This is a genomic window from Williamwhitmania taraxaci (genome assembly GCF_900096565.1).
In the GTDB taxonomy this organism is placed as follows: Bacteria; Bacteroidota; Bacteroidia; order Bacteroidales; family Williamwhitmaniaceae; genus Williamwhitmania; species Williamwhitmania taraxaci.
The window spans coordinates 1-14,093 of record NZ_FMYP01000083.1 but is presented as its reverse complement, the minus strand read 5'-3'; the positions used below and the strand labels follow the sequence as shown (position 1 = coordinate 14,093).

Annotated in this window: 15 protein-coding genes; 6 read left to right on the top strand and 9 right to left on the bottom strand. The window is 41.6% G+C overall.

Features of this window, described 5'->3' with window-relative positions; translation table 11 throughout:
- Positions 1 to 248, top strand: a 248-nt coding sequence (locus BLS65_RS15500) for an ATP-binding protein (RefSeq protein ID WP_170830164.1), incomplete at its 5' end; no start/stop codon positions are given.
- A gap of 344 nt (positions 249 to 592) precedes the next feature.
- Positions 593 to 1,717 (top strand): AI-2E family transporter, encoded by a 1,125-nt coding sequence (locus tag BLS65_RS15495; RefSeq protein ID WP_092440631.1) that lies wholly within the window; start codon positions 593 to 595, stop codon positions 1,715 to 1,717.
- A gap of 59 nt (positions 1,718 to 1,776) precedes the next feature.
- On the opposite strand, the gene BLS65_RS15490 is transcribed toward BLS65_RS15495, so the two are convergent.
- The 3 genes from BLS65_RS15490 to BLS65_RS15480 all read right to left on the bottom strand — a co-directional run bounded on the left by BLS65_RS15490 (position 1,777) and on the right by BLS65_RS15480 (position 6,155).
- The gene (locus tag BLS65_RS15490; RefSeq protein WP_092440629.1) at positions 1,777 to 2,859 is read right to left on the bottom strand and encodes a S41 family peptidase; all 1,083 of its coding nucleotides are present in this window, start codon (positions 2,857 to 2,859) and stop codon (positions 1,777 to 1,779) included.
- A gap of 330 nt (positions 2,860 to 3,189) precedes the next feature.
- Complete coding sequence (locus BLS65_RS15485; protein WP_092440627.1) at positions 3,190 to 4,974, bottom strand: hypothetical protein; 1,785 nt, start codon at positions 4,972 to 4,974, stop codon at positions 3,190 to 3,192.
- Positions 4,975 to 5,306: 332 nt separating this feature from the next.
- Entirely contained in the window at positions 5,307 to 6,155 is an 849-nt protein-coding gene (locus BLS65_RS15480) for a LytR/AlgR family response regulator transcription factor (RefSeq protein ID WP_092440625.1), read from the bottom strand.
- 214 nt (positions 6,156 to 6,369) lie between these two features.
- On the opposite strand from BLS65_RS15480, the gene BLS65_RS15475 reads away from it, so the two are divergent.
- On the top strand, positions 6,370 to 7,548 hold the full coding sequence (locus BLS65_RS15475) for a DUF6051 family protein (protein WP_092440623.1): 1,179 nt from the start codon (positions 6,370 to 6,372) through the stop codon (positions 7,546 to 7,548).
- Between the two features lie 91 nt (positions 7,549 to 7,639).
- Here BLS65_RS15475 and BLS65_RS15470 read toward each other — a convergent pair whose 3' ends face one another.
- Positions 7,640 to 8,014, bottom strand: coding sequence for an RNA recognition motif domain-containing protein (locus tag BLS65_RS15470; RefSeq protein WP_092440621.1), 375 nt, complete (start codon positions 8,012 to 8,014; stop codon positions 7,640 to 7,642).
- Positions 8,015 to 8,369: 355 nt separating this feature from the next.
- Between BLS65_RS15470 and BLS65_RS15465 the strand changes: the two genes are divergently transcribed.
- Positions 8,370 to 8,969, top strand: a complete 600-nt coding sequence (locus tag BLS65_RS15465; RefSeq protein ID WP_092440619.1) for a trimeric intracellular cation channel family protein — start codon at positions 8,370 to 8,372, stop codon at positions 8,967 to 8,969.
- Between the two features lie 50 nt (positions 8,970 to 9,019).
- Here the strand turns inward: BLS65_RS15465 and BLS65_RS15460 are convergent, their stop codons facing one another.
- Positions 9,020 to 9,463 carry a hypothetical protein gene (locus BLS65_RS15460; protein WP_092440617.1) on the bottom strand — a complete coding sequence of 148 codons (444 nt, stop codon included), beginning with the start codon at positions 9,461 to 9,463 and terminating at the stop codon, positions 9,020 to 9,022.
- 12 nt (positions 9,464 to 9,475) lie between these two features.
- Positions 9,476 to 10,399: a hypothetical protein gene (locus tag BLS65_RS15455; RefSeq protein WP_125869906.1), complete on the bottom strand. Its 924-nt coding sequence runs from the start codon at positions 10,397 to 10,399 to the stop codon at positions 9,476 to 9,478.
- 223 nt (positions 10,400 to 10,622) lie between these two features.
- Here BLS65_RS15455 and BLS65_RS15450 point away from each other — a divergent pair, with 223 nt between their 5' ends.
- Positions 10,623 to 11,150: a hypothetical protein gene (locus BLS65_RS15450; RefSeq protein WP_092440613.1), complete on the top strand. Its 528-nt coding sequence runs from the start codon at positions 10,623 to 10,625 to the stop codon at positions 11,148 to 11,150.
- A 90-nt stretch (positions 11,151 to 11,240) separates the two neighbouring features.
- Here the strand turns inward: BLS65_RS15450 and BLS65_RS15445 are convergent, their stop codons facing one another.
- From BLS65_RS15445 to BLS65_RS15435, 3 genes are all read right to left on the bottom strand, one after another.
- Positions 11,241 to 12,218 (bottom strand): dihydroorotate dehydrogenase-like protein, encoded by a 978-nt coding sequence (locus tag BLS65_RS15445; protein WP_092440611.1) that lies wholly within the window; start codon positions 12,216 to 12,218, stop codon positions 11,241 to 11,243.
- A 48-nt stretch (positions 12,219 to 12,266) separates the two neighbouring features.
- Positions 12,267 to 12,932 carry a YggS family pyridoxal phosphate-dependent enzyme gene (locus BLS65_RS15440; RefSeq protein ID WP_092440609.1) on the bottom strand — a complete coding sequence of 222 codons (666 nt, stop codon included), beginning with the start codon at positions 12,930 to 12,932 and terminating at the stop codon, positions 12,267 to 12,269.
- A 491-nt stretch (positions 12,933 to 13,423) separates the two neighbouring features.
- Positions 13,424 to 13,717, bottom strand: coding sequence for a hypothetical protein (locus BLS65_RS15435; RefSeq protein WP_125869905.1), 294 nt, complete (start codon positions 13,715 to 13,717; stop codon positions 13,424 to 13,426).
- A gap of 178 nt (positions 13,718 to 13,895) precedes the next feature.
- Here BLS65_RS15435 and BLS65_RS15430 point away from each other — a divergent pair.
- On the top strand, positions 13,896 to 14,093 hold a 198-nt coding region (locus BLS65_RS15430), incomplete at its 3' end, for a hypothetical protein (RefSeq protein ID WP_394331464.1).

Below are 14,093 nucleotides of genomic sequence, written 5' to 3'. Positions count from 1 at the left end.
ATTTTGGGTTAACAGCCTTTGACGATCCTGCAAGAAATGCCCTAATGGATATCGTTGAACAGAAATATGACAAGACTTCTATTATCATTGCCGCACAGATACCAGTAAAAAACTGGCATGAAACAATTGGCGAAGGAACCATTGCCGATGCAATTCTAGACCGCATGGTTCACTCTTCACATCGCATTGAATTAACAGTAGAGTCAATGAGAAAAAACAAGATGAAAAAAACTCAAATTAATTCATAAATTTGGTCACGAAATCATCCTTTTTTTGTGGCACAATATCACCGAAACAAGTGGCACAATATCACCGAAATATCAAGGTATAGACCATTGTGCTTATTCCATCGGGATGGGTATTCTTGCGGGCATCTATACACCAATAAAAATAGTCTTACGGTAGACAAATAATCAAGAATACCCAATATCATAAAATGCAGTAAGAAGTAGCTGCAGAATCTCAGCGATGGAGTTTATCTATTAAGAACTTTCAAAAAAGGCAGATTACCACACAAGGATAATCTGTAGCATCAATGCAATTCAGATAGAGTTAAGCAGAACAGGAAAACACTCAAACTATTTATAAAATTATGGATACAGTCAAACTTCCCTTTTATGCAAAGGCATCACTCTTTCTGATTGGTCTATATTTCTTTATAACGATACTATACATTGCCCAGGGCATTATTCTTCCTCTCGTTTTTGCAGTTATCATTGCAATACTACTCCACCCCCTTGTAAACTTTTTTGTTCGAAAAAAAATCAATCGGATTGTAGCAATAACGTTTTCGCTAGTACTTACGGTTATAGTTATAGGCGCTTTTGGCCAGTTACTGTTTTCGCAGGCAAGACAGTTTAGCCAGTCGTGGCCAATACTGGTCGACAAATTTACTGAGATACTCAACAACACAAACCAATGGGCCTCCGGATATTTTGATGTAAGTCCACGAAAAATAATGGCATGGGTTTCGCAGACAAAAAGTGAGCTCATCAACACCAGCGGTTCAGTAATTGGACAAACGCTTCTAAGCGTTGGTAATGGGGTGGTGATACTAATGCTAATCCCCGTCTACGTCTTTATGATACTTGTTTACGAGCCGCTTTTAATTGAATTCTTTCGAACCCTATTTGGTGCCGACAACCGCAAGGAGGTGAGCGAAATAATTACGAAGATAAAAAGGGTAATTCAGGGCTATCTTTCCGGTCTGTTTATAGAAGCTGTCATCATGGCTGCGCTAAACTCCATTGGTCTATTGATACTTGGAATTGATTACGCTATCCTGCTCGGTATTATTGGTGCGCTGCTCAACATCATTCCCTACATCGGTGGACTAGTGGCGGTGGCATTACCCATGATGATCGCAATAGTAACAAAAACGTCTGCTTGGTATGCGGTTTATGTCTTGATTATTTATTACATAATTCAGCTGATAGACAACAACTACATTGTCCCAAAAATAGTCGCCTCAAAAGTTAAGATCAATGCACTTGTGTCTATTATCGTAGTTATTGCGTTTGGCGCGTTGTGGGGCTTTTCAGGAATGTTCCTTTCCATACCCTTAACCGCTATAGTAAAAGTAATTTGCGATCGTATTGAAGTATTAAAGCCCTTGGGGTTCTTGCTCGGCGACACAATGCCAACCAATGCAATATTTAACGTTAAACTAAAGAAAAAAACAACAAAAAAGCCTATCAATACGCCAATAACCACATAGATTTCGAATAGAACTATAGTAGTTATTCATCACTTCAAGAAACAAAGAGAGGTTGCACCTTATTTCTGCAAAACTTCTAAGGCTTTTTTTAATACCGGATCAGAATTGCTCTCCAAATCAACAACTGAATTTTTTGCCACTATATCAACAGGAACGCCAACGCCTTCGTAGGAAATCATGTGTGGTGAAAAGTAACGCTGGTTACTAAGGGAAATATGCCAGCCATTGGGCAACCGTGTAGAATACATATCCGAGAAAATCCCCTCACTTGGTTCACCCACAATAGTAACATTAGGAAGTTGGCGCATGGCTAGCGCAAACACATCAGCAGCACTGGCAGTTCTATCGTTGGTTAATACCACCACTTTTCCGCAAAAAGGTTTGCGCCCCTTTGGCTTAATATACCGCTCTTCAGGATAGGTAAACGCCGGCATCCCCTCGATACGGGTTTGCTTAACGAGCGCAAGTATGCGTTTATCGGTAAATCGACCAGCTACATTAAAGGAAAATCTGTCCTCACCACCTATATTGAAACGGACATCAACTATGACACTCTCCATCCCCTCAAAGGTCGACATTATTGTGTTGAGGTAACTGTTTACTACAAAACTATTCATATTCCACATGGTCCAAAAACAGCGAGTAAAACGCATATAACCTATTTTTCCATTAGTAGTATAGGTAAACAACGGCTTCCCATTGTACTCTCTCCCCAAATACTGAAGTGGACCAAAGCCAGCCTCTGCAAGCGACGAATCTACCATTGTCCACACCTTTTTACGTAAGTCAGGGGTGTGGAATTCTTCCACCAATCTCGAAGGACGATTTGCCGAAAACTTCCGTTCGTTATTTCCCCGCAATGTCACATGTCCATCATTTAATGGAGTTAGCATTTGCGAAAGAAAGGAGAAAAGTGAATCGTCTGTGGTCTTCGCAGTTACTTTAATGCGAAAACGGCTGTAGCTCTTATCCCAGTTTATTCCCTTTTCCTTCAAGAAGGCGTAGTTATTATACACAAAGAACCAAGCCTCTTCAAAAGTTTTTTCAGGCTTGCTCAAGGATGCGACCTGTCCTTTAGCACTGTTGATGATGAAAATAAATGATAAAAGAAGTAGACCTCTGGATACAAAACAACGACTCATAGCGATATACAATGGAAAAGATAATAATTTAGTTCAAAATTAGGCTAATTAAAATTCCCAATGAAGAAAAATCCGATAAACAAGGAAAAAAAACAGACAAAATAACCATATAGTCGTTTGAGTATCCGTTAGTCGAAACAGACAAGGATGATTAAAACTCGATTCGAATCCAAAACAAGCCATATTCTAAAACAAGCCTATGGAACAGATCTTCTAATGGATACTAAAAACCCTGCTCTCATCGAATATCGCCAGAAAAACCAATGCCCAAATAGAAAAAGCGCGGACCAAGATTACTCTCGACCCGCGCTTTATTAGTATAATTAAGCGTTAAAGAATTCCATTCAATTCCTTCTCCTGCTTATCAAGATCATTCATCATCTGTGTTGAAAAAACCTGAATGCGTTCCTTTGTATTGGCTAACACATCGCGGTAGTATTCAATACCCTTGAGCAAGTTATTCTTTACGCTATTCAGCGACTTAATCTCCTTTTCAGGAGCACCGACCTGAAGGTTGGCAACTTTTCCTTTGAGATACTCAATGTAAATGGAAAGTTCATTCACAAACATGCTAGGCCGGTCTTTCCGCTCGATAATATCACAACGTCCATAGATGTGATCAACCATGCTTTTAAGCGACACAGACTTAGAAAAGTAAGCCATGTTTGGTCCTGGGCATACTGAAACGCCATCACCAAACGGAGCGGTATTGATTTTATTCACCAATAGTGTCGATATCCCTAACCCAGAACAGATGCAGGACTTATCAGTGATAGCACTCTCCTGCTTTGAATACTCCTCCGCACTTAAGTTTTGAGTTTTCAGCAGCTCTATCTTTTGTTTCTGATATTCGCGAGAAGCGGTACAACCTCCCTTTTCGGAAAATTCGTGATTTAATGCTAAGTATCTTTTATGGCAATTACTACCAGGAACTCCCTGAGCAATGCGTTCCGCTTTTTTCAAATCTTGGGTATTCCCCCTAAGGCTGTTGAAGGGAACACCTAAAGGAGAAATATTGCTGAGGTAAAGATCATCTTCAGTAGCTTGACAAAGTTGCTCCATGGTTCCATTGTCGATGCTTACTGCTTCTGGAACCAAAAGGAATGGAGTTCCCCAGCCAACAGAATCAAGATGATACTGGTTAAGTAAAAACTCGTGCTCATCGGCAGTGCCAACGCCCCCTTGTGCTGTAAAACGGATTTCTGGAGGTGTAGAGGGGGCAAACTTGCCCTTTTCGGTTAAAGCCTTTGCATAGAGTTCAAAAGTAGAGTGAATAAGATCCTCTCGAGAATTCTTAAACTCTTCGAGAATAGGCCCCATTAAACTTCCATCGGAGGCAAAGGCATGTCCTCCGCAGTTGAGCCCCGACTCTACCCTATACTCCGAAACCCAGAGTCCTTTTTTTGCAAGAAATTTCCCTTGAATTAGAGCAGAACGGAAATCGCTTACCTTTAAGGTTATTTTCTTACGAAAAGCACCTGTTTCGTCAGGATAAAAATCATTGAATTGCTCAAGATAGCCGTAGAGTTTTGGATTCATTCCCGCAGAGAAAACTAGGGAAGAACAAAGTGTGCTATTGGCAAAACCTCGAAGAGCAGCGTGAGCATCATTGAACTCGTCCGTTTGCTTAACGCCGTCGCTGTAGTTCTCTTTATCTAACTTGGTCATTATATTAACGTCAATGGATCCAACCACAAGATCACCTTTCGACCATGCATTGAAATCTTTCACTACACGGCTATTCTGAAATGCCTTTTTCATGTCCGCTTTTAACGAAGAGAGATCGGGCAGCATGTCAAAATACTTTTGCAGTTCACCCTCCTTTTCCTGATACGACAGCTTCATCTCAGCCACCTTATCACGAACAATCTTGTCGACCATGTTCAGGTATTCAGTTATCCGCTTGGCACGGGCATCATACGTCTTTGAAGAGATGGCGGTATATGAAAGATTCATGTTTTTACTGTAAAACTCTCTCATGGTTTCCATGAGCATATCATCCACTAGGGATATTACAGATGATATTCCGTAAGGTGCTACCTTGATAGGCGTATCAATGGTATAGCCAATTCCCATTACCGGAATGTGAAATGTGTGAGCACGAAAGTTAGGCATCCGCAGGGTATTAAATTCATGCGCAATGTAGGCTTTTTATTCCAGCATGCACAAAATCGATGCAACAGACTATGCTACAGCAGTAATAATACTCACAACCGTCTACAAATGCTTCCAACGTAAAATTAACATAGCCGCGCAACAGCTATACTATCATGTAATTGGTCATTACCATGAGTCATGACAAAGTAGAAGATAACGAAACAGATACTTAGTGTTAAAATAAGCTTAAATACTCAAAACGAAAGAATACTATTTGGATTTTACCGCTAGAACTTTCACTCAAGAAACAAAGTAAAATCGACTGACTAAGATGAAAAAAGACGAATCGCCTAGCAAAATTTAGAGAAGGTTTTCATTACCGATTCAATGTAGGTTTTCGAAACTGGGAGATCGAGCGAAACCGGCAGGTCGAGTTCAAGGATAAGCCCCTCCTTCTCCTTTCGCATTACCTTTACCTTATCGAAGTTTACCATATACGATCGGTGACAACGGATCACCGAAGAATTACAGAACAACTCCTCCATATGCTTGAGTGAGTTGCGAAGTAGGTAGCGCGATACTTTATCCTTATTGAGGTAGCAAATAGTAACATAATTATCAGAAGACTCAATAAATATGAGGTTTTCCAACTTAACGGAAAGACGTAACTCTCCCCTCTCATCGTAAAAAGGTATCATGCTTTTAACTGTATCGAAGACAGTTTTTTTGCTTGTCAAATGATCGAGCAAGTTTTTTTTATCCTTCCATGAGAAGTAAAGCCACAGAACAGAATATGGAATGAGTAGAACCATGGCGGTATTTTGCACAGAAACCTTAAAAACATCCTCAATTAAGCGCTCATCATTCAAGAAAACCTTCTCGTAAATTGTATAAAAAAGTCCCATAAAGAACACCTCAGCAAAAGCCCAAAGAATATACTGAATGTGGCTTATCGGATTACGCTTGGACCAATGGAACATCACCACCCTGCTAACCACAACTACCAATACACCCGTAAGTATAATAAGGCTGGAGTAAAAGAGCAACCCCAAACGAGTAACGTTATATTTGAGTTCAACCCCAAAAGGTGCATAGAAATTAATGAAAAGAAGTGCGAAGGCCGCCGTGAATACAATTAATCGCGTAATATTTCGCTTCTCGTTAAGGTAATTTGGTATTGGCTTCTGAAAATCAACCATAGCACTGTCGCTTCAAACTATAGGAAAACTATTCTTGATCATCAATATTCTTAAAGAGGCTCTACTCTCTACAAATATCGTTAAAATTTCGCCCCACAATAGCATATTCCACCCCTAAATTTACATTTACACCCCCAATTGCACGTTCCGAACCCTTTAAATTGCATTTGCTTCGCGGGTACCGTTACTTTACAACAACCACCAATGAAAAGCCATGAACTACTTGCAACTATTTACCCAACTGAACTCCCTCTCCATTGAGAAAAACACCTCTTCGACCTTGCCCGATTCTAAAATCACTGTAGAATGGAGACAATTCACCTCCTCGAAGGAATCAATGACGATTCCTTGCAGCACAAAAGAACCGTTGTGTCACTCATTAGGTCGTTTTGCAGATAGTTTAGTGGAAGAAAATCAAGAGTTCTCATATCCTATATTCCTCCCGGCAAAGGGGAAAACCTATAAACGTGCCATCCTACTTCTGCATGGCCTCAACGAGCACTCCTGGCAGAAGTATTGGACTTGGGCTCACTTCCTCTGCCAAAAGAATGATGTTCCGGTCATCCTCTTCCCTATCTCGTTTCACATGAATAGAGCTCCAGAAATCTGGACAAACCCACGTACAGTATTCTCACAAATGAAGGAGACCGAGCACCAGCAACATGAGCTTAGCGATTTCACAACCTACCTAAACTATGCTCTTAGCATGAGGCTAATCGACGATCCGCTACGGTTTTTTACTTCGGGACAGCAAAGTGCTCTTGACATCATAAAACTAGCCACCCAACTAAAAGAGGGTGAAATTGCCAACTTCGAGAAGGAAACCACAACGGATTTTTTCGCTTACTCCATAGGTGCTTTCCTGTCGCAAATACTAATGATTGCCAATCCGAATCACCTATTTGAGCGAAGTAGGTTCTTTCTGTTTTGTGGTGGTGCCCTCTTTTGCGACATGCATGGCGTTTCTAAACATATCCTAAACAGCGATGCCTTCGAAAGTATCCGAGAGTTCTACATAAACGAAGTTCCCGAAGAAATAAAGAAAGAGACTCCTCTAGGAAAGTTTCTTCGGAGCAATGCCTTAGGAGAGGCTTTCTTCTCAATGATTTCAAGCGACAAAAACAACCAAATGCGCTACGATGCCTTCGAAAAGGTTAGCAAGAGGCTGTATATTGTATCCCTTACAAAAGATTGTGTGATTCCGCCCAGTGGCATAAAAGCAGCCATGTGCATGGAGCAGCACATAGGAAAGATAAGGTATGAGGAACTAGATTTCCCCTATAGTTACACGCACGAAATACCATTTCCCCACGATGCAAAGCCGGAATGGCATCCAGCCATCAACCGTGCCTTTGAAGAGGTATTCAGCAAGGCTGCTGCCTTTTTGCTATAAAATGCACAATAATCGAATGGAGACGAAGATCATACCAATGAAAAAGTCCGGCACATAGCCGGACTTTTATATTTATTGTCGAAAGATACGACTAGTATCTTTTAGGTTTTCTGTCGCCGTATGAGCTACCGCCACCGCTGTTGCCGAATCTTCTTTCGCCACCACGGTCACCACCACGATCGCCACCACCCGAGAATGGTCTTCTTTCGCCTTGTGGTCTGTCTTCTCTTGCTCTTGCAACTGAAACAGCAATTACCTTGCCATCTAGTTCAACACCATTAAGTTCCTCGATAGCCTTTGTAGCTTGAGTTTCGTCGTTCATTTCAACAAAACCAAAGCCTCTGCTTCTGCCAGAAAACTTATCGGTGATTACCTTGGCGGAAGCTACCTCGCCATACTCTTCGAATAATTTATTCAGGTCGTCGTTCTCAACTCTGAAACTCAAATTTGCAACAAAAATGTTCATCTACTAAGAAATAAATAATTGATACTAAAGATTCTAATTTGAGTTTTAAGTTGATTACTTACTTTATGAGTCATATCTTCAACTAAAGCAATCAAGGTTAAAAGAGATCGAGAAGAACGAATTAAAAGGACAATAACTTAATCTCAAATTTTTCCGCTACAAATGTAGCTTATTATTTACAGTTGAGTGTTAATATGCCAAAAAAAAAACTATAATTCACCTTATTTGATCAATGCACGCAAAAAAAGAGCAAAGTGTTTGATATCTTCGCAGTTAAATTGGATGGTTTTATCTTTATCAACATATTTTAGTTCACTTAGAATCGCTAAAATAGACATTCACAACCATAGATGTAATGACAATAATTACGATACTAGATCTTCTTGGAACCTTTGTATTTGCTATTAGCGGAAGTTTAGTAGCACGAAATCGGGAATTTGATATTTTTGGTGCTCTCGTTGTAGCCTTTGCCACTGCCCTTGGGGGTGGAACTATTAGGGACTTGCTCATTGGTGTAGCCCCAGTTGGATGGATGCTCGATGCTAAATACCTTGTGGCTGTGATCGCCGGAGTGGGCGTGGCAGCATTCTTTTCTACCATACTTTTAAAGCTTCGCAAGACACTTTTCCTTTTCGACACCATTGGTATAGGGATATTTACCCTTATCGGAATCCAGAAAGCGCTCGCTCAGGGCCTCTCACCAGGAGTAGCCCTTATGATGGGAATTGTTTCGGCTGTTTTTGGCGGTGTTGTGCGCGACATCCTTTGCAATGAAGTTCCGCTAATATTCCGTAAGGAGATCTACGCCACTGCGTGTCTTGCAGGAGGAACAATCTACTTAGTCGGGATACACTTAGGTGTCAACAACACCGTTGCAATGGTGGCTTGCATGTTACTAATTATAGGTATCCGATTAATCTCGGTCATGAAAAAGATAGCCCTACCAAAAATATAAAAGCAGGCAAACCGCCTGCTTTTAAATAAAATATGGGAGCACAACAGAAACTACTTCGGCATTTTTAATCCGAACATAATAGCAACACAACCGCTAACAAGTTCATCGGCCGCAGCAGTAGTTTTTGAAGTTACTTTTACAGAGATTATAAGCATCTGGGTAGTTTCAGCCTTAAAGTCGTAAAAGACCGAATATTTGTTATTCTTATTGTTGTATAATACGTTGCGCTGGGTATCCATCAACACAAACTCTACAACAGGAAGGGCACTTGATGCGCAGACAGCAATACGATACTCCTGCCCTGCGTAAAATGTTTTAAACAACTCGGCATCTTCTCCTTCGGTAAGGATGGCAGCATTATAGTTCCCATCGTGAAGGTAGGGCGCCAACTCCGACTTACACACCTTCTTTGCAAAATTTTTGCATTGTGCAAAACCAAGTTGTGGGGCCAGAAGAAAGACCAGCGGGAAGGCTATTATCCAAAATCTTTTCATGACAGGAATAAATTACTTTATATACTTGGTTCTAATCTGACTAACGGTACCTTTAAGTTTGCTGAAAGAATCAGGCTTAACGGATACTACGTTCTTTGATTTTAAGGTAGCAGGAGCACCGTCTTTTCCAGGGATAATTTCAACATCCGATATGGAAATTTCGATCTCATCAAAAACCGCTTTAAGCGCCCTTACATCACTAAGAACTACTTGAACGTCAGGATTTGACTTATATTGCTCCATAAGGCTAACCACAGTAACGAGTGAGAGCTTTTGATCAATAATGCGCTGCACTAGTTCCGAATCGGTATGCTTTACATCGGTTACGAGTTGAGTGGCTAAGTATAGCCCCTCAATCCACCCACCAACAAGAATAATGGCACCTGTAGCAGCCCTATCGTCCTCCTCAAGAATGGAGTTGGTATTTAGAAACGTCTCCGAAATTATTTCCATGATGATATCCCGGTTATTCACATTCTCCTCCAACCTCTGAATAATATTTTCATCAATAGCATTAAGGATACCGAGACCTTCGGCCATTTTCTTAGATGCCGACATGTATTTTATAGTAGCTTGAGTCTGATCAAACAGACTAGCATAACTCAAGTCGGTGCTATAAATACCAAGATTAAGCGCCATGCTTCGGTTGGTTGTGTACTTCGAAACATTATCTACCTTGTTGAGTAACTCTTCATTGTAGGCTGCACCCGATCGTTTGAGTATCAAGGCTGTTTCCAGCGGAGATGGCAGCGAATAGAATATTTGCTTGGCCGTAGTAAGCCCTTTTTGTAGGGCACCATTCTCACTCACTAAAGAATCAATACTAACCGCTACCTCACTGGCTCCCTTATCGGAAGAGCAAGCGAAAGTTGAAACAGCGATAGCAAAGATGAGCGGAACTTTTAACCAACGAAACCCTTCGACGTTAAGAATCATATCGTTCTGGCTTAAATGTAAAACGCAGTATATTTTTTTGCCTAGTAAAGTTAACGTTTTTTTTATTCCCTGCCTAACCTCTCGCTTATTTCTGCCCATTTTTCATTAACAACCGAGAATAAAAGAAAAATAAGTGCTAAAATATTCAAAGAATACAAAACAATATCGGCGAGATAATGGCTTACAGGAATAAGAAAATTATTCCTAGTTTTGCAAAAAAAACATGAATCAGGACCAAGAAATAACCTCCAGTAGCACCACACACCTCTTTTCGGGCACAGAGGAAGAGATACTAACCAATCTCGAAGGGCTGCGAGAAGAAGGCAGCCTCGCCAGCTTAGGCGCAATTATGGAGCACCTCACCACAACCCCCTCGTTACCGGTAAAAAGCAAAATATTGAGCCTCATCGCAGATATCAAGATACCGGGAGCCGCAGCCATCGTTGCCAACTTCACCTTTGCTTGCACCAACCACAGCATACAGCAAGAGTTGATCTCGGCCAGTTGGCAGAGCCGGCTGGATTTCAGCCCCTACTTCAATCGGTATATCGAATTGGCAATTGCTGGAGAGATGATGCTTGTGCTGGACGTGCTAAGCCTCGTGGAAGAGTGCTGCGAAAAGGTTGACTCGAACCACACGAAGGCTGCAATCTCGGACATAAAGCAACACTTACCATCGTTCGAAGACAAGAAACAACTCCTAATGACGGATTTGCTAACCCTGCTCGAGGCAAAAATGGATGTAGATTAATAGAAATCAAAAAAGACTCCCCTGACATAACCGCGTATATAAAAAAGTTCCGATCTTTAATAAGGATCGGAACTTTTTTTTGCTTTTCAACTACTCCATATTCGAAAAGTAGCGCATAAACTGGGAGCGCTCATACGCAGCTGGGTCGGAGATATTTGCATAAGACAATTTCCCTCGGAACTCGTCGATGGTTTTATAACCCTGTTCGTCCATCCACTTACCGAGAATTTCAACCATTTTGGTAATAGCTCCCGGACCTCCTTTATATACGGCAGAGCAAACTTGCGTCGCCGAAGCCCCGGCAAGTAGCATCTTGATAACGGCCTCGCCCGTATGAATTCCAGTAGACGCTGCGATGCTCATGTTGGGGACTTTATTGGCCGAAAGTGCTACCCATCGAAGCGAGGAGCGAAGGTCGGATGCATGGCTAAACACCTCCGACGACACCATTTTGATCTTATTAATATCGATATCTGGCTCGTAAAACCGATTGAACAATACCACACCGTTGATCTTCCGAAAGTAGAGTTCACGGATAATCCAAAGCACATTGGTAAAGTGATTACCCAATTTAAACACAATGGGAATCTTGATTGCACTACGTAGTTTTTCGGCAAGTTCGAGGTAGGTCTGCTCGTAAAAAGAGCCGGGCTTATTGTTATCTACAGGTAAAAAGAACACATTTACCTCAAGTGCATCGGCCCCAGCCGCCTCAATCTGGCGTGCAAAACCAATCCACTCGGAAGAGGAGAAGCAGTTAATGCTTGCAATTACCGGAATAGATACCTTTGCCTTTGCCTCCTTTATAAGCGAAAGATACTCCCCTACTGAGTTTGCCTTGGTGTAAGCACGAATATAATCGGACGCTTCGGGGTAATCGTGCGAAATTTCGAGACTGCCAGCCTCCTGAAGAATCTGCTCCTCGAAGAGCGATTTGAGCACCACCGCACCGGCACCCGCCTGCTCCATTGCCACGATTTTACTAACACTGGAGGTTAAGCCTGAACTGCTCACAACAATAGGATTCTTGAGTGTCAGGCCAATGTAGGTTGTTTCTAAGCTGTGCATAGTTTGTTATTTTTTATAAATATCTAAATAAATTCAGAATAGGCGATACTATTTGTTGTAATTTCTTTCGCCAAAAATGGAACTACCCACGCGAACCATGGTGCTTCCCTCCTCAATGGCAAGTAGATAATCGCCCGACATTCCCATTGACAGTTGAGTAAAATGCGCCCCAAACACCGTTTGCATCTCGACAAAAAGGAGGTGCAACCCATGAAATTCGCGCCTAACCTGAACTTCATCGTCGGTAAACGAGGCCATGCCCATCAGTCCTACCACCCTAATATTAGGGAAACGAGCAAGGGTTCCGGAACTCACCAATGTCAAGAGTTCTTCTCGGTTGAATCCAAACTTGGTCTCCTCTTGGGCTATATGAACTTGCAGCAGGCAGTCGATAACACGCTGTGCTTTACCTGCCTCCTTATCTATCGCCTCCAATAACTTTTGACTGTCTACGGAATGTATCAGGCTCACAAACGGGGCAATATACTTCACCTTATTGGATTGCAGGTGCCCCACCATATGCCACTGAATATCCTTGGGCATGGACTCCTGCTTGGCCACCATCTCCTGCACTTTATTCTCGCCAAACACCCGCTGACCTGCTTGGTATACCTCCATTACAACTTCAACCGGTTTCGTTTTTGAAATGGCCACCAGCTGCACGTGAGCCGGAATGGTTTTTACTATGCTACTTAGGTTTTCTGTAACGCTCATGGATAGTAATATTGGGATAAGCAAAGATAGTTATTTGCGACAAGAAGCGAAGAATTCTTGCCAAATGCCAAACGGGGCGTTCCGTTTTAAAATCGGGGCGTTCCGTTTCACCAAAAGGGGCGGTCCTTTTCCCAAATAGGGGCGGTCCTTTTTAAAATCGGGGCGTTCCGTTTCACCAAACGGAACGTTCCGTTTTGAAAATAGGGTTTTTCACTCTTTTTTGGCAAAACAACCTGGCTGTCGAGATCATGCATTAAGGTAGCATTTAACTACAGTGCAACTACTGGAAGAAAACAATTAACCGGGCGAACAACTTCCGAAAAGAAAAAGCATTGAAAATATTCATGCGAAGATATCCCGCGCCTAGAGTTGGCCCAGAAGAATCATAAATACCTTATATTAAAGGCTATAAATTCTCGCAAATCAATACTATGCTGATTAAATTAGAGTAATATTCCTAAGATCATAGGTTACCACTTACAAACCCACGATTATCGCACACGAATCCAAAAAGAGCCACCATGTCGCTCTACAGTTTTTAAGGATGGAATATTCCAAATTGGAGTCACAATGGAGCTTAGATCAGCATCCTCGCTGACAAAGAAATTGGGAAGTAAGGGTTTATAACGATCTGGATTAGCCAATAAGAACATGGCTAAACCATACTGTTCTGAATAAAATCTGTCGCACATAAATTGAGGGTAATCGTAAGGCAAGTAAACATCATGAATATGCACAATCACCCCCTTAGGCACAAAAGGTAATACCTCAAGATAAAACACCATGGAATCGGAATTTGGAAGAATTCGATGGGAGTTATCTATAAACAAAATATCATTCTCCTTTAACCTTATATCCGCAACATAAAAGCATAAAATAATCGGGAACCCCTGTAATAATAATCATCACAAGGCTTTCCCGATTAAAATATTTTCACCTACTTAGGTGAAAACATCGTAGCGGATGAAAATTACATATTCTAGCGACACCATCAACTCTTTTGGCGGAATAAATTTTGCAGACAAAATTATCCGGGAGGCCTCTATTTACGACACCATAGACCAAACGCTTGGCATTCGGGGAGTTAAGGCACAGTATTCCTACAGTGATTTGTTTCGATCCTACCTCATGCTGGTTTTATGCGGCGGCGAATGCGCCGAG

What these genes read in the sequence shown, in the direction of transcription:
- BLS65_RS15495 (WP_092440631.1), top strand. Translation starts at nt 593, where the DNA reads ATGGATACAGTCAAACTTCCCTTTTATGCAAAGGCATCACTCTTTCTG.
- BLS65_RS15490 (WP_092440629.1), bottom strand. Translation starts at nt 2,859, where the DNA reads ATGAGTCGTTGTTTTGTATCCAGAGGTCTACTTCTTTTATCATTTATT.
- BLS65_RS15485 (WP_092440627.1), bottom strand. Translation starts at nt 4,974, where the DNA reads ATGCCTAACTTTCGTGCTCACACATTTCACATTCCGGTAATGGGAATT.
- BLS65_RS15480 (WP_092440625.1), bottom strand. Translation starts at nt 6,155, where the DNA reads ATGGTTGATTTTCAGAAGCCAATACCAAATTACCTTAACGAGAAGCGA.
- BLS65_RS15475 (WP_092440623.1), top strand. Translation starts at nt 6,370, where the DNA reads ATGAACTACTTGCAACTATTTACCCAACTGAACTCCCTCTCCATTGAG.
- BLS65_RS15470 (WP_092440621.1), bottom strand. Translation starts at nt 8,014, where the DNA reads ATGAACATTTTTGTTGCAAATTTGAGTTTCAGAGTTGAGAACGACGAC.
- BLS65_RS15465 (WP_092440619.1), top strand. Translation starts at nt 8,370, where the DNA reads ATGACAATAATTACGATACTAGATCTTCTTGGAACCTTTGTATTTGCT.
- BLS65_RS15460 (WP_092440617.1), bottom strand. Translation starts at nt 9,463, where the DNA reads ATGAAAAGATTTTGGATAATAGCCTTCCCGCTGGTCTTTCTTCTGGCC.
- BLS65_RS15455 (WP_125869906.1), bottom strand. Translation starts at nt 10,399, where the DNA reads ATGATTCTTAACGTCGAAGGGTTTCGTTGGTTAAAAGTTCCGCTCATC.
- BLS65_RS15450 (WP_092440613.1), top strand. Translation starts at nt 10,623, where the DNA reads ATGAATCAGGACCAAGAAATAACCTCCAGTAGCACCACACACCTCTTT.
- BLS65_RS15445 (WP_092440611.1), bottom strand. Translation starts at nt 12,218, where the DNA reads ATGCACAGCTTAGAAACAACCTACATTGGCCTGACACTCAAGAATCCT.
- BLS65_RS15440 (WP_092440609.1), bottom strand. Translation starts at nt 12,932, where the DNA reads ATGAGCGTTACAGAAAACCTAAGTAGCATAGTAAAAACCATTCCGGCT.
- BLS65_RS15435 (WP_125869905.1), bottom strand. Translation starts at nt 13,717, where the DNA reads ATGGTGTTTTATCTTGAGGTATTACCTTTTGTGCCTAAGGGGGTGATT.